We start from the raw sequence: 20481 nt of genomic DNA on the forward strand, positions 1-20481 counted from the left end.
AATATCCCGCCCTCTTTTCGAACATCCAAAAAGAGAACAGGCCCTGGGAAGTTATTCTTTGATCGCGCCAACCATAACGCCTTTCACAAAATATTTTTGTAAAAAAGGATAGGCGATAAGGATCGGTAAGGTCGCAACCATAATCGTTGCATATTTAATGCTTTCTCCAATCGCTTGCGTATCGTTCGCGTTGCCCGTTCCGGTGGTCATGGAATCCGTGCTGTTCTGTACGAGAATCTCGCGAAGAATGAGCTGCAGCGGAAATTTGTCCCGGTCATGAAGGAAGAGCATCGCATTAAACCATGAATTCCAGTGTGCAACCCCGTAGTACAGCACCATGACGGCCATAACCGGCATCGACAGCGGCACCACGATCTGGAACAAAATGCGCCATTCCCCTGCGCCGTCAATCTTGGCGGATTCCATCAGCCCCTCGGGGATCGCTTCGAACGAAGTACGCATGATGATCAAGTTCCAGGTGGAGATGGCCACCGGCACAATCAGCGCAAGATAGCTGTTGCCCATGTGCAGGTAATTGTTGATTAACAGATAGGTCGGGATCAAGCCGCCGCTGAAATACATCGTGAAGACAATGCTGATCATCAGGAACTTGCGCAGAACAAACTTTCTGGACAGGGCGTACGCGCCAAGCGTTGTAAAAAACAGATTCACCGCCGTACCCAGAATTAAGATCAAGAGGGTATTGCCATACCCGGTCAAAATGTTCGGGTTCGCGATCACCTTCTCAAAGGCGGTTAAGTTAAACCCTAGCGGCTTAAGCAGCAGCCCTGTATGTTGTATTAACAAATTCGAATCACTGATAGAGGCCATGAACACATAGTAGAACGGATAAAGCGTACAAATGATAAGCAATATCATTAGAATCGCATTACCTATATCGAATAGACGCTCAGATGCGCTTAATTTCATCGTTAGTTTCCTCCTACCACAACCGGCTGCCCGAGAATCGGCGGGATATGCTGTTAGCGCTAATAAGCAAGACGAAGTTGATCATCGATTGGAACAGCCCTACAGCCGTCGTATAGCTGTAATCGTTCCCTTGAGCAAGCCCTTCCCGGTAAACAAAGGATGAAATGACATCCGCCGTTTCATACGTATTCGGATTGTAGAGCAGGACGATTTTCTCAAAACCGACCTCCATCAAGCCGCCAATCCGCAGAATAAGCAGGATCATGATCGTTGGAATGAGTCCCGGGAGCGTTACGCTCCAGATTTGGCGGAATCTGCCCGCCCCATCAACCCGAACGGCTTCATACAGTTCCGGATTGATTCCGCTAAGCGCAGCCAAGTAAATAATGGACGACCAGCCGAGTTCTTGCCAAACCGATGTAGAAACGAAAATGGTGCGGAAATTTTCGGCATTATTCATAAGTGCTGAATCCTGTCCGCCAAAGAACACAATGATGGAATTCACGATACCGCCACGGTTCGTAAAATCAATAATCAACCCTGAGATGACGACAATCGAGATAAAATGCGGTAAATAGGAAACCGTCTGCACGATCGACTTGAACACCTTCTGGCGAAGCTCGTTCAGCAGAATCGCAAGAATAATCGGTGCCGGGAAGCCGAAGATCAAATTATAAAAGCTAATCAAGAACGTATTGCGCAGGACGCGAACAAAATAATAGCTTTGAAAGAAATCTTTGAAATGCGCAAATCCTACCCAATCGCTGCCCCAAATCCCTTTCGCCGGGCTGAAATCCTTGAAGGCAATTACAGCGCCATACATTGGGAAATATTTAAAAATGAAGAAGTACAGCACAACCGGAAGTACCATCAGGTAGATTGCGCGATTTTTTCTGAAGTCGTCGAGTAGAACCCGAATGGAATTCGCCATGTTCTCACTTCCTTACTTGTGTGGTGAAAAAGGGGAGACGGCGCTCCCCTCGCTAAAGCCATGAATTAACGTTTGTTATAACGGTCCGTCGCTGTTTGATAAATCTCAACCGCACGGTCAATGTTCATCTTTTTCACTTGTTCCATCGTTTTATCGTAATCTTCCACTTTCGCAGCGCCCATGACCACTTTCGTGATTTGCTCTGTCAGCAGAGTGCTTACATCGTTCAGGATCTTCGCAGACTCTTTGGCTTCATCCGTAGAAAGGACAACCGGCGGCAGCATCACTTTGTAAGCGTTGTTTGCATATTTGGCGTACAGCTTAACCGCGTCTTTTTGAGCTTGCAATTGATAGTACTGGTCGTTGTAACGGTCATCATCCAAACCGGAGAAGCCGTAGTTGGCAATAAAATATTTGGCCATTGCTTGAGAAATCGGCAAGTTGTCCGGGTTTTTCAAAATCAAGTCCGTGTACTTCGGCTGTCCGTCAACTTTCGTATACGTTTGGCCTTCCACACCGAAGTTTTTGAGCATAGCGCCTTCGTCACTGTACAGGTAGTCGATCGCTTTTACCGTTTCTGCCGCATGTTTATTCGTGCTTGTAATAACGGTTCCGATATTGTCGTACTCCCATGACGCTTGGACGAATTTAGGCTCATCGCCTTTTTTCAGAACCGGATATTGAACGGCAGCCAGCTTCGCTTTCGGATCTGTTTTCTGCAGCGCCGGCGTGTACGTCCCGATGCTTCCGCCGATGAAGCCGTAGAAAGCTCCCGCTTTCCCTGATGTGATTTTCGCATCCATGGTTTTCGTGTCATTGGAAGCGAAGTCCGGATCGATCAAGCCTTCTTTGTACCATTTTTGCATCGTCGTCAAATATTGCTTAAACTCCGGCTGCGTAGGGCCGAACTTCACTTTGCCGCCATCGATGTAGAAGGAGCTCGCATTGGCAATCGTTGACATGCCTGCAACACCGTATGCGCCTGCGAAGTCAGCGAATGAGAGCGGATAGCTTTTGTTGAGTGTGAAAGGAATCACGCCTTTCTTCTCTTTGAAAGCTCTTAGCACGGTTTCCCACTCGTCGATCGTTTCCGGCGCCTGCAAACCAAGCTCTTCAAGCCAATCTTGGCGGATGACCATGCCGCTGAACGTTTTGTATTGGCCGTATTGACCGACCTTTAAGTGAGGCAGCGCGTAAATATCGCCGTTATCCGCTTTGATTTGTTTGGCGATTTGCGGATTAGCGTCCAAGATTTTTTTCAAATTCGGCGCGTTTTTCTCAATTAAGTCATTCAGTTTAATAATTGTGCCGTCTTTGAACATTTTGGACGTTCCGCCCTGCACGCTGTTCCAGTTCCACAGCATCGAATCCGGCAGGTTATTGGAAGCCACCATAACACCGTACTGCTGAACATCGTCCTGCGGCGTATTTCCGGAAGAATGTTGGAAGTCGAACGTGACATTCGTCTTTTTCGCCCATTCTTGCACCATCGGAAGTTCATTTAAACTTTTGACGACTGCTTTCGCATTCGGATTCATCGGAGTCCATAGCGTCACTTTAACCGGATCTTTAGAAACGGATGAAGTTGCGGCTGGCGCTGTGCTGCCGTTTGCTTCTTTCGTTGTGCCTGAATTGCCGCAAGCAGTTACTAAGGATAGTACGAGCACGGAGGCAAGTACAGGAAGCACTTTGAATGCTTTATTTCTTTTCATAGAAACACTCCCCTTGATGATGATGGATGATTTGGCGCTAACGCCGTAAGCGGATTAGCCCTGTGAATGAAGCATACATGCAGCATAGGGATGCCGTATATCGCTTATTTTTCAGTCGTATTGTTTTCTTAAGAAAGGGCATCGCTTCTATTTGCAGCATCCTCATTTTATGAGAATTCCCCGATATATAAAGGAAAAACCGCCACCTCGCCGCTTTATGCAAGCGGTTCGGCAGCGATTCTCCGTGTTTGCCTTGACTATGCGTATTACTCGCCGATCAGTACTTCAATGCCCAGCCCTTCGAGCGTATCAATCCATTCCTTCGGACAGCCGCTATCTGTGATTAACATCGAGATTTCGTCCAGCTTGGCTACCCGGGCAAAAGTCGACATGCCGAATTTGGAGTGGTCCGCAACCAGAATGGACTCCTCCGCCCGCTGCATCATTTTCCGCGAAATGACCGCTTCAGCCAAATGAAAGTCCGTGATTCCATCTACAAGCGAAATGCCGCCGACCGAAATAAATGCTTTATTCACCTTGAATTGGTCCAGCATTTGATCCGTGAGGACTCCGGTTGCCGCTTTGTATTCCACATTCACTTCCCCGCCAATAAAAATAATTCGGCCGCTAAACAGCTCCATGGCGAGATTGAGTACAGGGACAGAGTGGGTAATCAAAGTTACATTCGTATGATCCTTCAGGTAGGGCAAAATCTCCAGCGTCGTCGTGCTGTTATCCAGCATGATCGTTTCGCCGTCCTGCACGATAGAAGCAGCCGCCTTGCCGATCGCCGCTTTCTCGCTCTTCATCATTTGTGTCCGTCTCAGAAAAGGCGGCTCGACCAGTTCCATGCGCATTTTGACAGCGCCTCCGTACACTTTGCGCAGCTTGCCTTCCTTCTCCAAGCGATCCAGGTCCCGCCGGACCGTTTCCGTAGAAACGCTAAGGAGCTCGGACAAATGAAGAACCTGCACTTTCCCTTCCATCTCCAAATGGTTCAGGATCTTCATTCTGCGATCCTCGAATGTTAACGACATAAACAACCTCCTGCCTATGACCGATGGTAGCAACATTGTGATGTTTCATGTTGTTTTCATCTAGTGTATAAGCAGGAGGTTGCCCTGTCAACGCGAGGCGATGAGGAGATTGATCTTCTCGCGCTTCTTCATGATCCACTCCGGATCATGCGGGTATTCGCTGAAGGTTAGCGGCGTGTCGAGATCCTCTTCGATTAACGCAAGTGTGCTCTCACGGCCAATCAAGCTCTCCAGCTTTTCAAGCGCCCTCAAATCTTGCAAAGCTTCATAAAATACGACCATCCGAATGGATTCGATAGGCCCATCTTCCCCGGGATAGACAAGGAAAGCATCTCCGGAAGGAAAAGCCCGGTCGGCATCCGTCTGGACGAAAGGATTCAGCATTTTGCGCGCATATTGGGAATACCAGAAGTTATACCCCCAGTGAAGGAAGCCTTTGATATTAAATTTGTACAGCTGGTAGCCAATGATCCGGTTCCGCTCGGAAGGGAAGACGAAGAAGCGATTGGATACTTGCTTATACTGCGCGCAGCAATAGTAAGTCCATAGATTATCTACGCCGCGGCTAATGAATTCATCAATATGATTATTGGCTACAACAGGCGTGTTTATGAGGCCATGCGCATAAAATTCATAATCGGACAGCGCATCGAACGTCGGATAGCTGCCGAGGAACTTACTAATTTGGCTGGCGGCCTTTCGGTACGAGTCCAGCTGATCTAAAGTCGGTTCATCCGATACATGGAAAAATACGCGATCCCCAAGCCCGCGATCCTGAATAAACCGATCCAGTTCAGGCAATAAAGCTTCGAGGAACATTCCGTACGCCTCTCCCGATGCGTCGGTTTCCCAGCCGAAAATTCGCTTCAGCTGCCCCTGCTCTGTCGCCATAATTTTGGGAGCGAACTGCGCTCCCCACTGCGTGAATAAATGAGAGAACTCATAATATTGAACTCCGCAGCGCTCACCCAGCGCAATCCATCTCTCCAGCAGCGTAAAATCAAAGCGGTACGCCTGCGCATCCCGCTCCACGCCAACTAGCTGCACAGTTGTCCGCTCACCGCCAACCTCCGTATCCAGCGGAGGCGTAAAAAGCGGCGTTAACAGCATGTTTACGCCTTGTTTGACCGCCGCTTGGACATACTGCTCAATCCGTCTCCAGTGCTCCTCGCTAAAAACGTCCACTTGATAATGGTTCGCCAAGCAATCCGTATGAAACCATTCAGTTCGAATTAGCTTTTGTTTCGGCAAAGAAGCGTTTAAGACCTGCAAATGAATGCGCTGCGAGCCGACTTGAGCGCCGTCCGCTGCGGACAGCACAACATCAATTGGATACAGACCTTCCGGCTCGGCGTGTTCCCGCAAATCCAGCGTTACCCAGAATGAGCCCCAGCATTTGGGGAGCGCAATCTCGCCGCCACCCTCCAGCGGCAGCAAGGGATCCGGATACAAGCCCGGTTGATCGCTGAGCAGGTATCCGTCATGATCTCCGTACATGGTCAGCTCGCTCGGAGCCAGTCCTACTTTTCTAACGGCCATGCAGCCGGACAAAGGTGAAGCGATCTCCAAGCGCACTCCTTTAACCAATTGGTCGGACCGGTAAGCCACTTGAAACGAGTACACCTCGCCCTTGAGCATAGTCGCTCTTTCAAGGATATAACGGGAGTCTGGCTCCTGATGGGCGATCACTTTGGCTAATGAGTTCAAGCAGCGCAGTTCAAACTTCGCATCTGACACGGTATGGTCTCCCTTCCTATATAACAAAATGAAGTTATATCTTAAAGGTATGTGGATTGTGCCGGATAGTAAATCTACTTTTTTTAACGCCATGTTCATTTCTTGTGATTGGGGGATACGAAAATTGCGCATTGACAGTTCCCGAGAACTGGATATACAATTGTCAACAAACAACAACATTTTAATATGAAACCACATGAAAACAACAACCACAAAAACCATGGAGGCCTCTATCTATGCAGCGTCAATTATTCTTTCGTGAAGACCATACCTTTACGATCACCCAATTTACAGATTTACATTGGAAAGATAACGGCACTCTCGATCTTCAGACGAGAAAACTAATGGAAGAGGTGCTGGATGCCGAACAGCCTGATCTTGTTGTATTCACCGGCGACGTCATTTACACCGGGTATGTGACGCCGGGCGAGCCCGTCTGCGAGCAGCCGTTGGAGGCGTTTCGGGAAGCCGTCCACGCCGTGGAATCCCGCGGGATTCCGTGGGCGGTGGTATTCGGCAATCACGATACCGAATCCGTGATTTCGCGCGAGGAGCTTATGCAGTCCGTGCTCCAATATCCGCACACGGTCACACAGCGCGGCCCTCGCGATATCAACGGAGTGGGCAACTTCACGTTGTCCGTTCAGGATGCCGGCGGGCAAGACGCCCTTGCCCTGTATTTTTTTGACTCCGGCAATCTATCACCGGTGCCGCATATCAAAGGATACGATTGGATTCGCAGCGATCAAATCGCCTGGTACAAGGAAGCTTCAAGAAAGCTTCAATCCGCTAATGGAGAACAGCCATTGCCTGCACTCGCTTTCTTCCATATTCCGCTGCCGGAATATCAGCAGGTTTGGTATACCGCGACGTGCTATGGCAATAAGCTCGAAAATGTGTGCTGCGCGCCCGTCAACTCAGGCCTATTCGCAGCGATGGCAGAGATGGGCGATGTGATGGGCACGTTCTGCGGCCACGATCACATCAACGACTTCTGGGGCGAGCTGCACGGCATCCAGCTTTGCTACGGCAGGGCATCCGGCTACAATACATACGGCCAAGAAGGCTTCCCTCGCGGCGCACGGATGATCCGGCTTCGCCAAGGCGAGCGCAGTTTCGACACTTGGCTGCGACTGGCGGACGGCACCGTTGTGAGCGAGCAGCCTGAGCATCAGCCGGGCGTTTAATTTGAACCCATTTTGTTTGGAGATGATGGCTTGGTTATTGTTTCAATCTTACTTGTCCTAGCTTCCGGCCTAACCCATGCCATTTGGAGCTTATTCACCAAAAGCAGCCGCAACAAAAGTGTTTTCCTGTGGTCGATCATCATGGTCACCACCGTGATCCTGCTTCCTTTTCTGATCAGAGAATTATGGCTTCATCCCTTATCCTTGGCTTCTTACGGACTTCTGTTGTTGTCAGCGGCTTTGCAGAGCATTTACGCTCTACTGTTATCACGCACCTACAATATGGGGGATTTGTCTCAAATATATCCGATTATGCGGGGCACCAGCACTTTATTCATTCCCATTGTCGGCGTTGTGTTCCTGAGAGAATCCTTATCCGTATACGGCTGGCTCGGGCTTCTCTGCATGGTCATCGGCTTCGTTTCTCTTAGCGGCATCTTCACCGGCAAAAAAGCAGCCTCAGCCGCATCCATCAAACCGTTTCTGATGGCTTTGTGCGTTGGCTTATGCACGACCTGCTATGTCTTCGTCGATAAATTGAATCTCCAGCATATTTCGGCCATCTCCTTGCTCGAAGTGACGAATATCGGGTTCGTCGCGGCGCTGACGCCCATCGTCATCGCCTCCAAGCAGCTGCGCATGGAATGGAAGCTGAACAGCCGCATTATTTTGCTCGGAGCTATCCTCAATCCCGGGTCGTATCTGTTGTTTCTATTCGCCATGAAATATGCGCCTGTTGCCCATATCTCGCCGATCCGGGAAATCGGAACCGTGTTTGCTACCATTCTTGGCATTGTCATCCTCAAAGAAAAGCAAGGCAAGCTGCGGATCATGTGCTCCATTTTAATAACAATTGGCATATCGTTGATTGGATTCTTTGGTTGACTTTCATTTGAATGGCGCTTATGATAATGTCAGTGAGTACTGACATTGATTCGGAAGAGGGACTACCATGGACGCTACCAGTAGCAAGCTCGGCAGCAGCGATAAACTGCTGTTATCTGCACTTAACTTAATTGCGGAGAAAGGCTACAACGGAGTAACCACCATCGAAATCGCCACCGCGGCAGGTCTCAGCGAGAAGACCTTATTCCGTCATTTCGGCAGCAAGCAGAAGCTGCTTGAAGCTGCTTTTGACCGCTATCACTACGCCGAAGAAATGAAGAAGCTGTTTGCCGAGAAGTTGGTATGGGATCTTGAGCAAGATTTGCTCCTGGTTAGCAGAACCTATCATGAGATCATGAACCGCAACCGGAAAATGATTCAGATCTCGCTCAAAGATGACGGACAACTGCCGGGATTCCGCGAGCGCACGCAAAAGCATCCCCAGCAGTTATTGGAATTTCTAACCGATTATTTCACGGCTATGGCAGAGAAGGGCAAAATGATTCCCGACAATCCGGAGCTTCACGCCTTCTCCTTTATGATGATGCAATTCGGGGCGTTCATTAACGATCTCGACAGCCGTACGAATTACTCCAGCATCGCTTTAGAGCCATTTGTGCTAGAGAGCGTTAAAATTTTTGCTAGGGCGCTGCAGCCCTAGTTTTTTTACCTCCCACATGCCAGTCAGCACTGACAGTCATTCTAAAAAGGAAGTGATTAACGCATGATTAACGCAATGCCGAATTCAGCGGCGGCTAGTGCCCAGCCTCAGCAAACCGGCCATCATAAATTAATGCGTGTTTTAATGTTCACACTGACCATTTCCATGATGACCGGTGTCATGTTCAACATCGCGCTGCCTAAGATCAGCGAGCAATTTTCCCTTAGCCTTTCGCAAGTGAGCTGGCTCTCCTCCGCTTACATTCTGATCTACGCGATTGGCTCCGTCACCTATGGTAAGCTGGCAGACCGCTATACGCTTAAAAGCATCGTCACCTTCGGTCTGCTCGTGTTCGCCGCCGGGTCTCTCATCGGGCTGACTTCGCAAACGTTCGCCATGGCTCTCGCGGGCAGATGTTTGCAAGCTGCAGGAGCTGCGGTCATTCCCGCAATTTCGATGATCATCCCTATGCGTTATTTCGCTCCTGAACGCAGAGGAGCCGCGCTGGGCATGACCGCTGTAGGGCTGGCTTTCGGCAATGCCCTTGGCCCTGTTGTCGCGGCTTTAATTGTAAGCACTGTTCATTGGCGGTGGCTGTTTGCTGTGCCCCTGCTTGTTTTGACGGTTCTTCCTCTATACCGCAAATATTTGAAAGAAGAGCAGCCCGGGACCGCGGGCACCTTTGACTGGCTTGGCGGCATGTTGCTGGCCGTCACGATTGCTTTGCTTTTGATGAGCGTTTCAAACGGACTATGGCTATTCCTTGGCGCCCTGCTCGCCTTAGGCTTATTCATTGCCCGAATCAGCAAGGCGAAGGAGCCGTTTATTGCGCCAAAGCTGTTTCGCAATACCAAGTATACGCTTGGATTGACGATCTCCTTTCTCGTTAACGGCACCTGCTGCTCGCTGTATGTGCTGAGCCCGCTGCTGTTGGCCGACGTACAGAAGCTGCCTTCCCTTTGGATCGGCTTGATGATGGTTCCTGCCGCTGCCGCAGCAGCTATATTCGGGCGCAAAGGCGGTAAGCTCGCGGATGCCAAAGGCAACCCCTTTGTCGCTTATTTGGCCGCCGGCTTACTGCTCAGCTGCTTTATACTGCTTTCGACGTTTACCGGCGGATCTCCGCTGCTTATTGCCGCTTTTCTGATTTTGGGCAACGTCGGACAGTCCTTCCTGGTCATCGCCGTTTCCAACTCCGTGTCGAGAACGTTGCAGCCGGAACAAGCAGGCGTCGGCATGGGCATGCTCGCTATGGTCAACTTTATTGCGCAAGGCATCGCGATCGGCCTCTACAGCAAAGCCGTTGACCTTGGAAGTGTCAGCCTTATTCCAGGCTGGAATCCGCTGTATCATTATGCTGTTGGCTCTATTTTCAGCAATATTAGCCTTGTGCTCGCGGCTTTGCAGTTAGTGATTTTGGTTGTGTTCTTTTTTACGTTTGGCGGAAGACGCCGCGTTAGCACTGCGGCTAAGGTGGCTTCTGTTTCCGGGAATCTCAAAGAATACTTACATTGAAAATGATGCTTTGAACACAAGAAGCCGCTCCAAACCCGAGCGGCTTCTTTTCGTGCTTCTGCTATTAACGCGCGTTTGGAAAAACGCGTTTCACCGTCTCCGTAAATTCCTGGAAGAATCCACTGATCGGATGGCCTAATCGTACATCGGATACGTATTTGTTAACGCGGTCCACAAATTCCGGATTCGTGGAAACATATACCTTTTGAATATTCGGATCTGTCGCTCTGACTTGCTGAGCGATTTGGTGTTCCATGTCAGCAGTGAGCTGACCTTGATTTGAATTTGTTATGGCAGCAACATACGCATTCTTTCCTGTCACAAGCACATTGGCTTGCTTCACCCCGTTTAACTTAACAATCTGATCCGACGCCTGCTTGGCGATTTGAATTTGATTATCCGCAGCCGTAGTTGCCAGAGGCCTAACTTGGTTATGCTGATTATGCTGGTTTTGCTGCATTTGAACACTTTGTTGCTTGACCTGATCCTTCGCTTTATTCGCACAACCCGTGGAGACAATCGTCAAAACACCTACAGTTATCACGATTCCTACAGTGGCAAGCTTCTTTTTCATTTTCATCAGACTCATAGCACCTCCGAAAATAAGCTGCCCTTAATATGCTCACTGTCATGGTTTTCATTCTTAATTATTGTTTGCGTGGTTGGGGCACCCTATTAATTAAAGAACAAAAGGGCTGTCTCTTAGGCCTTTTTCAGACCTTTTGAGACAACCCCTCCTATGAGTTGTATTTCACTTTGTTTCCGATGGCGTCCACCTGCTTCAACCTTTGATGGAACCAAGCAGCACGCCTTTAACAAAGTACTTTTGCAGAAACGGGTATAGACACAGAATCGGCAAAACGGTAATGATGATGGCCGCCGCTTTCATGCCTTCCGGGGGAACGAAGCTCAGATCGGAGCTGTCCAACAGGTTGGTGTCGGGAAGCTGTATCATCTGGTACAGTTTCACCGTAAGCGGCATCTTGGCGGAGCTGGTAATGAAATACAGCGCAGGCGCGTATACATTCCACAGCCCCACGGCGTAAAACAGGGAGATGGCTGCCAGAACAGGCTTGGACAGAGGGATCACAATGCGGACAAATATGTTAAAATCATTGGCTCCGTCTATGGTGGCGGATTCCTCCAGCTCGCCGGGAAGCGCCTCGAAGGACGACTTCATCACGAACAAATTGTAGGTGCTGATCAGCCCCGGCAGCCAAATGGCCCAGAATGTATTCAGAATATGCAAATTCTTAAGTAGAAGAAACATGGGGATCAGACCCCCGCCGAACATCATGGTGAACAAAATCAGCAGCAGAAACAGCTGCCGCCCCTTCAGCCGGTTCTTGGACAGGGAATAAGCCGCCAAGGTTGTGGCCGTCATCTGCATGATAGTGCCTGCCACTGTTATGACCGCGGAGTTTTTCATGGCGTTCATCAGCTGTCCGTCCTTGAACAAATTGGCGAAGGCGGTGGTGGTCCAATCCACGGGCCACAGAAATACCTCCCCCGACAGAATGGCCGTGCTGCCGCTGAAGGAGGTGGCAAGCACATTCAGGAGAGGGAACATGGTGGTAAACGCGCACACGATCAGCATAAGCCCGTTGACGCCACGCAAGCATCTGGTTACCATAAGCCGCTCTCTCCCATCGCCTTGGTTATTTTGTTGACGGTCAGCATCAGAATCAGGGCAATGACGCCCTGGAACAGGCCGACTGCTGTGGAATAGCTGTATTGGGCGGCCTGAAGCCCCATCCGGTATACATACGTGCTGATAACGTCGGATACGCTGAACACCGCTTCATTTTGCAGATTATAGACCTGTTCAAAGCCTACGTCCGTTATTTGGCCCATCTGAAGAATTAGCAAAAGGGCAATGGTGGGGCGAATGCCCGGCAAGGTGACATGCCAGATTTGGCGCAGCTTGGAAGCCCCGTCGATCTTGGCCGCTTCATACTGCTGGGGATCGATATTGGCCATGGCAGCAAGATACAGAATCGTTCCCCAGCCTGCCCCTTGCCAGTTGGAGGACAGGGTAAACATGACCGGCCACCAGCCGGTATGGGTCATGAAATAAATCGGCTCTATGCCGAATACCTGTTCCAGAATGGTGTTGATCACCCCGGTGCTGGGGGACAAAATCGCCACAATGACGCCTCCGAGCACAACCCATGAGATAAAATGGGGCAGGTACAGCAGGTTCTGGATAGTTCTCTTGAACCAGTTGGACCTGATCTCGTTAAGCATCAAGGCCAGCACAATCGGCGCGGGAAACACGAACAGGAGCTTATACAGATTCAACAGCATCGTATTGCGGAACACCAGCCAGAAATCCGGGTTGGACAACAACACCCGGAAATGCTTCAAGCCTGCCCACGGACTCCCCCATATGCCCTTCATGATCTGGAAATCCTTAAAGGCAATAATCTCGCCGTAGAGCGGGGAATATTTGAAGATCAGATAAAATCCCAGCGCCGGCAGCAGGAAAAGATACAGATACCGATCCCTCCAAAGGTAATAAAGGAAGCTCCTTCGCTTTCCTGCGGGAACGCCCGAGTGCGCCGACGCTGCCACAGCCGCAAGCTTCTTCATCCCCCTTTCCCCCCTCCGTACATAATCGCGCCGGACAAGGCCATCTTGGCCAATTGCTCTTTTATTATTGCCGTCTGTTGATTTGCCATGTTGCACCATCCTCTATTCAGTTATTGCTGCGGCTGCCGTTATTTGAAATCCGCTTTATGCTGCTCGTACCATTCCTGGACTTTGGCTTCGATGCTCTTGCCGTTCAGCTTCTCCCACTCGCTGCGGATTTGGCTGATGCCCCACTCCGGAGTCAGATCGGGGGTCATGGTGACCTTGGTGACAATTTCATCCCACTTCTTCTGGAACTGTCCGGAAATATCGGTAAACTCATCCACAGCTGGCGTATACGGAAAATCCTTGCGGAAATCGGTGCTTTGGGCCACCTGAATGGCCTCGCCAACGGATTTCTGCACCTTTTGGTCATTTTCATCGCCGCTTGCCCGGGCCAGAAGGAATTCCGGGGTCATGACCTCCTGATGAACGATCCGGTACTCGCTGGCATAGCCGACTTCCTTCTTCAGCTTGTCGGCGTCCAATGTTACGGGCACGTTATTTTTCAATTCGAAGTGGGTGCCTTCCAGACCATAGCTCAGATTGTACCAGCCTTTGTCCAGCATCCAGTCCACGTACTCCATGGCCGCCTGGGGATTCTTCATATTCTTGTTAAAGATGGTGAGCAGATAGTTGGGCACTTCCTTCTGATAGCCGTTCTTGCCGAATTTCGTGGAGATGGGCGACAGAGGCATCAGCTTAGCGTCCGGCTGGCTCTTGTAGAAGTCCACTGTAGGGCCGTTGTTGAACAAATCGAATAAAATTCCCGCCTTGCCGGTAATCCATAGCTGCTTTTGTCTGGCCCAATTTTTATCCGTAACGTATTCCTTATCCACCAGTCCTTCGGAATATAAGGTTTTGCGCAGGCTCAGCGCTTCCTTGTAACGGTCGGTGAAGAAGGACAGGGTGGCTTGACCATTCTCAATAAACCACTCGCCTCCCCTTGCCATGAACAGGTCTTCAAGGACTGCGGAATAGGCGTTGGACATGGCGATGGCAGTCGTATCCTTCTTCCCGTTGCCGTCAGGGTCCCCGTCCCGGAAAGCCTTCGCTACTTCCACCAGTTCATCCACGGTTGTCGGCATCTTCAAGCCCAGCTTGTCGAGCCAGTCCTGGCGAATCCAGATCATGGTCGCCGCCTGAGTATTGCGCATGCTGGCGATGGCGTAGGTTTTGCCGTCAAAGGTGACAAATGGCTTTAGCTCCGGGTGCTTCTTGATATATTCCTTATAGCTGGTGCTGTATTTCTCAATATACTCGTCAAGCGGCTGGGCCACCCCTTGACTGACAAACCGGGACAGCATATTCCTATCGTACGAGGTGATCAGCTCCGGCGCCTGCCCCGAGGCAACCAGCACATTGAACTTATCCACCTCTTGGCTGCGGGGAATTGGCGTCCATTTCACCTGTATGCCGGATTGCTCGTTGATCCATTTGGTCCAGCGATTGCTCTCATAGGTGCCCTCCTCCGCCGGAACCGCGCCCCGGTCATAGATAGACGCGGTGATGATCTTGGGCTGCGCCGGATTGGAGTTTGCGGCGGCAGTCGCACCAGCAGACGGACTGGCGGTAGATGATTCCGTCGAATCTCCGCAGCCCGCAAGAAGCAGCATGCTGCCTACGGTTAAGGCCATGGCGGCCTTCAAATGTTTCTTTTTCAATTGCTTTGCCTCCCTTTTGTGTTTGTGCGTTATTCAAGCCCGCGGAATGAAGCCCCGAAGCCGCCGGTCGTTATAGCGTTCGAATGACGGCGGCTTCATTCCCTGGCCTCACCTTACCTTACATTTCGATCTATTGCCTAGTTACAAGATTATCGAAGAGCTTGCAGAATGTGATCTCTGCGAGCCACAGCCAAATATGCAAACAGTCGACCAATTAATCCTGATTCACTCTAAGCAGGAGCACGGCGGCTTCGGCCCGTGTTGCGAAGTCCCGGGGGGCAAAATATCCTCCGTCCCGCCCCGTCATCAGGCCGGCCTCATAAACCCCAGCCACCGCCTCCTTGGCCCAGTCCGGCACATCCGCCGCGTCCGCATAACGCGGCAAAGCCGTCTCGGAAGGGCGAAGGCCGATGGCTCTGGCCAGCATAACCGCCATTTCGGCGCGCGTAACCGGAAGCGTAGGGGCAAACGAGCCGTCGGGATATCCTTCAATGATACCCGCTGCCGCCGCTTGATACACGGCCTCCCTGACCCAATCCGGCAGCGCGGCGTCATCCGCGAACGGCTTCACCGCATGGTCCGGCTGCGGAAGCCGCAGCGCCCGGACCAGCAGAAGGGCCCACTCGCCGCGGGTAACGGGAGCGTCGGGACGGTAGGTGCCATCCTCATAACCCTGCACCATTCCGGCTTCTGTTGCCAATCTGATGAACGGCTCCGCCCAATGGCCCAAGATATCGGCAAAGCTCCCCGGTTCACTCCCCTCATCGGGGACGCCTCCACCGCTTCCGGGCGCCGTTCCCGCGTCAGTGCCCGGTTTGGTTCCGGGATCGGCGCCTGGGTTAGTTCCCTGGTTGCTTCCTGGACCGGTACCTGGGTTAGTTCCCGGGTTGCTTCCCGGATTGGTACCTGGGTCAGTTCCCGGATTGCTTCCCGGACCGTTACCTGGGTCAGTTCCCGTTCGGTGCCCGGATTTTCATCCGAAGCCCATTGCAGAAGCACCGGAGACAGCCGCGGAAGCTCGAGGGTCTCTCCGTTCCATGGAACGCCGTCGATCAGGCTGAGGGCGCTTGTCAGCCGCTCGCCGTTCGCAAGCACTGATACCCTTTTGGCGGTGCTGCCATAATTAGTGATGTTCAGCAGCCAATGGCCGTCTTTTCGCACGCTGCGCCATTCCACAGCTTCAACCGGCAACCCAGTCGCTTCATCGATCAGCACAACGGGAGCAGCCGTTTTATAGAAGGAAGTGGTCCTCAGCCATTCCTGGACTTGCGCGGCGGACCAGCCCTCTTCGAGAATGATGGCCCGGCCAAAGACTGCCACCCGCGCCGCCTCGTCCAGCACCTGGTTGTGCTCGTCTTGGCGAAGCGAATCCGCTCCCTGAATCGCCACCGTCCCTCCCGACTCCTGGTACTGGCGAAGACTGTCCAGAGAGTCCCGTTCCAGATGCTGCTGCTGTGGCACCAGGATCATGGAATATTCATTCCCTTTGCCCTCCCGCAGCTGCTTCTCCGTAATGAAATCCACACCGGCTCCGCTGAGGCTGACAGCTCCGTACAGCTTCCGAACCGCATTGGGATAAGTCGTGTTTGCTTCATAGGCCAATGCAGGCAAACTGTAGAGAATCGCCACCTTGGCCCGATCGTTCTGGAAGGCGGTTACCTCCTTCACCAGCCTGTTCAAGTCCAGACTGGTCTTGCCTACCTCAGCCACCACATCCGGCCTGTGCAGCACACTGCCGCGAAAATCGCTGGTCTTGCTGTACGTTCTGGCCCATACCCAGATTGTCGATGCCGAACGCCGGTGCATAGCCCCCTGCCAAAGAACCGTGCGCATATGGTCCACCTGCTCGGGCAAATAGTTGCTGTCCCCGTCCCGGATAATATGCTCTTCGGAATTAAAGACGGGAGCCTCCTTCAGCGATGACAGAAAATCGTAATATCGGTACTGCTCCACCTGGCCGTCGACTCCGGTATTCAAATAATTGGTGGAGTCATTGCCACTGATGTCGCTTAAGGCCGCCATCCCTTCAAAATCGATTCCCTGGTCAAGCCCTCCCAGAGTGCTGTTCATCACCTTGCTGTGAACGGCAAGACCGGGCGCAATTTTATGGACAATATCCGCCATCCACTGATGCCAGCAAGTAAACAGATTGCTGTTGAACCGATACCAATCGTAAAATTGGGGCGTAGCCGAATAGTTAAGGGGCATGGGCACTTTCCCGAAATCGCTGTAGCTGGTGCCGTAAACCCGATTCAACCCAGCAATATTCCCGTTGTACTGCTCTCTCAAATATTCCTGGAATGCCGGCGTATGCGCCTCCGCATCCCTGCGGGTATCGAAGACGGGTTCATTGGACAAGGTTACGCTGTGCAGCGCGGGACTGTCCTTGATCATCGAAATAACCGTCTGCAGATAATCCTGGATCACCTGCCTAGCTTTCGGCGCTTCAATGTTATACTTAATGAAGCCTGTAGCGTTGCTGTTCAACTCGGGCCACTTCGCCTTCATCCAATCGGGAAAATAGTGGGGGGACAACAGCACATTGACCGCAACATTATGCTCGGCCGCCCGCTCCAGCACCTGAACAAGATTGTTTTGAATGCTGGCCTCGGATATCAAGTAGCCTTTGGCGGGATCAATCGCCCTTTCGTCAAACCCGGGATAGAGCAGCAGATTCTCCCCTCCGCCGGCAGCGGTGATGCTGATATCGTCGAACCAGACCGTCCCAGTATTTTCCGATACAACCATGAATTCCAGCGAGGTTTCCTGACTTCCGGTGGTGTAGGTGCAGCCCACTTCCGTCCAATCATAGGTGCCCTTGGGGGCCTGGCACCGCGTCCTCCAGCCGTCCCCGCCGAGGAACCAGGCATTCTTCGCATCCTGCCCTTTAATCCACGCTTTTACCTGATAAGTGGTGTTGGGCTCCACCGCAACTTTCTGCCATACCCTGGCGAATACATTGGAGGCTGCCGACGATTGGTTCACAATGGACAACGATCCGGTACCGCTTCTGTATACGTTGCGATCCGCCGTAATATCGGCCTGGACTCCTCCCGACTTGGAGCTGGACCAGACCGACCATACTTCAGACTGAAGAATAGCCTACCTGGGACCGAACTCAACCTGGATCAAATTGGTGCCGTAGCCGCTAAACTTGGGAATATCCCGACGAACCTCGTCGAAATGGCCGTATCCCGTAAAAATCACCTTGTCCTGCTTGACCGTGTCCCCGGAGGAACCGGCCACATCCGCAATGAAGGAATAGCCGTCTATACGGATGGGCGAAGAGCCTGTTCTATAGCGCTGAACAGCTTTTGCCTCTTTGGAGCCTTCCAGATAAGCCTGCAGATTATCCGTCGCCTCACTGTAAAGATGGTCCAGTTGATCAGCCACATAAATCGCACGTTCTTTCTCGCCATTCAGAATGTCGTCCTTGCCGTATTGAATGAAGTCTCCAATGACCGTGGCATTCACCGTCTCATAGTCCACCGGTATCCCCTGCTGCCGGGCCTGGTCCAGCAGCGCCTTCAGTCCGGGCAGCAGACTTTTCAGCCGGTCGAACCGGGCCAGAAGCTGCTCGTCGCTTTCATAGACGGATACGGAGCTTTGATGGGTCTGTATCTCGCCCGTTACGGGGTCTTCAATTTCAAAATGAACAGGGTAATCGCCCCGTTCCCCATACTGAACAGGGAAGGTCAATCTGACGGCATGCCCGGCGGGAACTGTGATTTGACGATCGACTCCCAGCTCTGCGGAGCGGACAAGCAGCGCCGCATCGGCCTGATCGAAGTTCAACAGGTCCAAGGTGCGGGTAACGGTATCTCCCGCCATAGCCGAAGTGGGAGCGGAGAGCCACGACAGCCACTTCGCCCCGTCGGCAACCAGCTTGGCCGTGCCAAATTGGGAGCTGTCCTTGCCAAGACCGATTCCGTTGGTCCATTGCAGCCAGCCCTTTCTACCGCTGCCGTCATTATCGTTGATCAGGTACGTGAACCGGAAGCTGTCCGTCGGCTTTTCCTTGAACAGAGCCTTCCAGGGAAAGGCGGCTTCATACACGGTTGTTTGGGCGGATTCGTTTCTTGCCGCGGTCAAAGATACCGTCTCCTTGCCCAATTGGGCATTGCCTGCGGCCCATCTCCAGACCTCCGGCACGCTTCCGGTAAGCCCCAATCCGTATTCGGTCTCATAAGCCGCACCGTCGGCGCTGAATGCCAATTGGATGCTGTCTCCGGTCCACATGCTTGAACCGGCCACGCCTTTATGCACCTGGTCCTTGACCTCAAACCAGGCATAGAAGTTCTCCTCGTCGTAGGCGAACTTGACCTTGGCGGACAAATCGGATGCGCCGCCCCAGCCGGTAACATACACCTGACTATTGTCTGAGGGCAGTTCCATGGCTTCCAGCTCCGACCAATGGTTCGCTTGGCCGTTTTTCACAACCGGCAAATAGCTCATCCCGCCCAGCTTGCTCATAAATGCGTTCAGCGGCATGGGCTCTTCGCCGGGAACCGAAGACTGATCCGGTATCTCTACCTCGGCGCTTAATCCCGGCTCGCTCCATTGGAGACCGGGGTTCGCCGCCTGAACCTGCAGCTGGACCGTCTGTCCCGGCGTGACGCCCTCCAGCCGGTAGCTTCGGACATCTCCGGGCAATTGGACCCGAAGGATGCCGTTTGCATAAATCCGGTAAAACGCAACCCCGGATTCATCCTCGGCGGCGGGCCATTGCAGAAGCAACGCAGAACCGTCTTCCGAGACGGATGCCGTCAGGCGGGAGCCTTCAGGCCAAGCCGGAGGAGCCGTGTCACCGCTGGCGGGAAGCTCGTAAGTAATGCTCAGATAAGGGCGGTTTGCCGCCGCTTCCCTGCTGTTGAAGGCTACGATGCAATCGGCCCGCCCCTGATCCAGCAAGGCCAAGCTTGCCCAGGAATCCCCCTTGGCCTGCTTGGCCTTCATATATGCCGTTACATCATCGCTGTACCACGCTTCAGGCTGCCTGTTGAGCAGCGTGATGCCATTGCCGGCGGCTTCCGTGGCGGCTGGCTTGGTATTCCAAGTCAGAGCTGACTCGCTCCAGCTGTCGTTTTCCACCTGGTACACGCTGACGGTAACCGCTTTGCCATTGGCTGCCGTCCCGTCCGCCGCAGCGCCGTAAAGATGAAGCTGCGCATGTGCAATCCGTCCCGGAACGGCGCTTAAATCAAACTTCAGGAAGGATTCCCTCATGCTGTTGGGAGTGGTCAAGGAATATTTGACATTAAGCACACTCGCCGATCCAAAATTGTTGCCCGCATCAATGCCGCCCTTCGTATACGCATCCTCCGCGGCGTAAACCTGCATGGTAACCATTTGCAGAGACGCGCCCGAGAGCTCACCCGCCTCCGCCGTATTCCCCGTCCATATCCCCGAGACTAAGGAACACATCAGGACGGCGCTCATGATGGCCGCCAACCGGGGAATAAAGCGCTTACCAAAACTCGTGCAAAATAAGTTCACATTTAAGCCTCCCACAATGTAATTTGAACAGACTGTGCGGAATCGTCGTTTCCCTCATTTTCAATTTCCGCTTTTCCAAAGTAGCATCAATGCCC

The 20481-nt window shown here is 52.1% G+C and carries 16 protein-coding genes and 2 pseudogenes; 5 read left to right on the forward strand and 13 right to left on the reverse strand.

Annotated elements, in window-relative coordinates:
- Positions 1-51 precede the first annotated feature (51 nt).
- The 5 genes from GC097_RS16645 to GC097_RS16665 form a co-directional block, all read right to left on the reverse strand.
- Positions 52-930: a carbohydrate ABC transporter permease gene (locus tag GC097_RS16645; RefSeq protein WP_171684424.1), complete on the reverse strand. Its 879-nt coding sequence runs from the start codon at positions 928-930 to the stop codon at positions 52-54.
- Between the two features lie 13 nt (positions 931-943).
- Positions 944-1861, reverse strand: coding sequence for an ABC transporter permease (locus GC097_RS16650; RefSeq protein WP_171684425.1), 918 nt, complete (start codon positions 1859-1861; stop codon positions 944-946).
- Between the two features lie 65 nt (positions 1862-1926).
- The gene (locus GC097_RS16655) at positions 1927-3573 is read right to left on the reverse strand and encodes a type 2 periplasmic-binding domain-containing protein (protein WP_171684426.1); all 1647 of its coding nucleotides are present in this window, start codon (positions 3571-3573) and stop codon (positions 1927-1929) included.
- A 266-nt stretch (positions 3574-3839) separates the two neighbouring features.
- Positions 3840-4610: a DeoR/GlpR family DNA-binding transcription regulator gene (locus tag GC097_RS16660; RefSeq protein ID WP_171684427.1), complete on the reverse strand. Its 771-nt coding sequence runs from the start codon at positions 4608-4610 to the stop codon at positions 3840-3842.
- A gap of 87 nt (positions 4611-4697) precedes the next feature.
- Positions 4698-6347 carry a DUF4091 domain-containing protein gene (locus GC097_RS16665; protein WP_312875678.1) on the reverse strand — a complete coding sequence of 550 codons (1650 nt, stop codon included), beginning with the start codon at positions 6345-6347 and terminating at the stop codon, positions 4698-4700.
- 236 nt (positions 6348-6583) lie between these two features.
- Here GC097_RS16665 and GC097_RS16670 point away from each other — a divergent pair, with 236 nt between their 5' ends.
- The 4 genes from GC097_RS16670 (at position 6584) to GC097_RS16685 (ending at position 10595) form a co-directional block, all read left to right on the forward strand.
- Entirely contained in the window at positions 6584-7534 is a 951-nt protein-coding gene (locus GC097_RS16670; protein WP_171684428.1) for a metallophosphoesterase family protein, read from the forward strand.
- A 30-nt stretch (positions 7535-7564) separates the two neighbouring features.
- Positions 7565-8419 carry a DMT family transporter gene (locus GC097_RS16675; protein ID WP_171684429.1) on the forward strand — a complete coding sequence of 285 codons (855 nt, stop codon included), beginning with the start codon at positions 7565-7567 and terminating at the stop codon, positions 8417-8419.
- Between the two features lie 67 nt (positions 8420-8486).
- Entirely contained in the window at positions 8487-9080 is a 594-nt protein-coding gene (locus GC097_RS16680; RefSeq protein WP_171684430.1) for a TetR/AcrR family transcriptional regulator, read from the forward strand.
- A 63-nt stretch (positions 9081-9143) separates the two neighbouring features.
- Positions 9144-10595, forward strand: coding sequence for an MFS transporter (locus tag GC097_RS16685; protein WP_312875679.1), 1452 nt, complete (start codon positions 9144-9146; stop codon positions 10593-10595).
- A 64-nt stretch (positions 10596-10659) separates the two neighbouring features.
- Here GC097_RS16685 and GC097_RS16690 read toward each other — a convergent pair whose 3' ends face one another.
- The 7 genes and pseudogenes from GC097_RS16690 to GC097_RS35275 all read right to left on the reverse strand — a co-directional run.
- Positions 10660-11184, reverse strand: coding sequence for a YhcN/YlaJ family sporulation lipoprotein (locus tag GC097_RS16690; protein ID WP_171684431.1), 525 nt, complete (start codon positions 11182-11184; stop codon positions 10660-10662).
- A 192-nt stretch (positions 11185-11376) separates the two neighbouring features.
- Positions 11377-12228, reverse strand: coding sequence for a carbohydrate ABC transporter permease (locus tag GC097_RS16695; protein WP_171684432.1), 852 nt, complete (start codon positions 12226-12228; stop codon positions 11377-11379).
- Positions 12222-13187 carry an ABC transporter permease gene (locus GC097_RS16700; RefSeq protein WP_171684433.1) on the reverse strand — a complete coding sequence of 322 codons (966 nt, stop codon included), beginning with the start codon at positions 13185-13187 and terminating at the stop codon, positions 12222-12224. Before GC097_RS16700 ends, GC097_RS16695 begins: the two co-directional genes overlap by 7 nt.
- A 128-nt stretch (positions 13188-13315) precedes the next feature.
- Complete coding sequence (locus GC097_RS16705; protein WP_171684434.1) at positions 13316-14863, reverse strand: extracellular solute-binding protein; 1548 nt, start codon at positions 14861-14863, stop codon at positions 13316-13318.
- A gap of 241 nt (positions 14864-15104) precedes the next feature.
- Positions 15105-15461 (reverse strand): S-layer homology domain-containing protein, encoded by a 357-nt coding sequence (locus tag GC097_RS16710; RefSeq protein ID WP_312875680.1) that lies wholly within the window; start codon positions 15459-15461, stop codon positions 15105-15107.
- Between the two features lie 108 nt (positions 15462-15569).
- Positions 15570-15620, reverse strand: a pseudogene (locus GC097_RS35270) (hypothetical protein); the annotation flags it as partial.
- Between the two features lie 1178 nt (positions 15621-16798).
- Positions 16799-17638 (reverse strand): annotated as a pseudogene (locus tag GC097_RS35275) (beta-galactosidase); the annotation flags it as partial.
- Between the two features lie 163 nt (positions 17639-17801).
- Here GC097_RS35275 and GC097_RS16715 point away from each other — a divergent pair.
- Positions 17802-17984 carry a hypothetical protein gene (locus tag GC097_RS16715; RefSeq protein ID WP_171684436.1) on the forward strand — a complete coding sequence of 61 codons (183 nt, stop codon included), beginning with the start codon at positions 17802-17804 and terminating at the stop codon, positions 17982-17984.
- A gap of 8 nt (positions 17985-17992) precedes the next feature.
- Here GC097_RS16715 and GC097_RS16720 read toward each other — a convergent pair whose 3' ends face one another.
- Positions 17993-20386: a CBM96 family carbohydrate-binding protein gene (locus tag GC097_RS16720; RefSeq protein ID WP_171684437.1), complete on the reverse strand. Its 2394-nt coding sequence runs from the start codon at positions 20384-20386 to the stop codon at positions 17993-17995.
- Positions 20387-20481 lie beyond the last annotated feature (95 nt).

The organism is Paenibacillus planticolens (assembly GCF_013141725.1).
Taxonomy (GTDB): domain Bacteria; phylum Bacillota; class Bacilli; order Paenibacillales; family NBRC-103111; genus Paenibacillus_E; species Paenibacillus_E planticolens.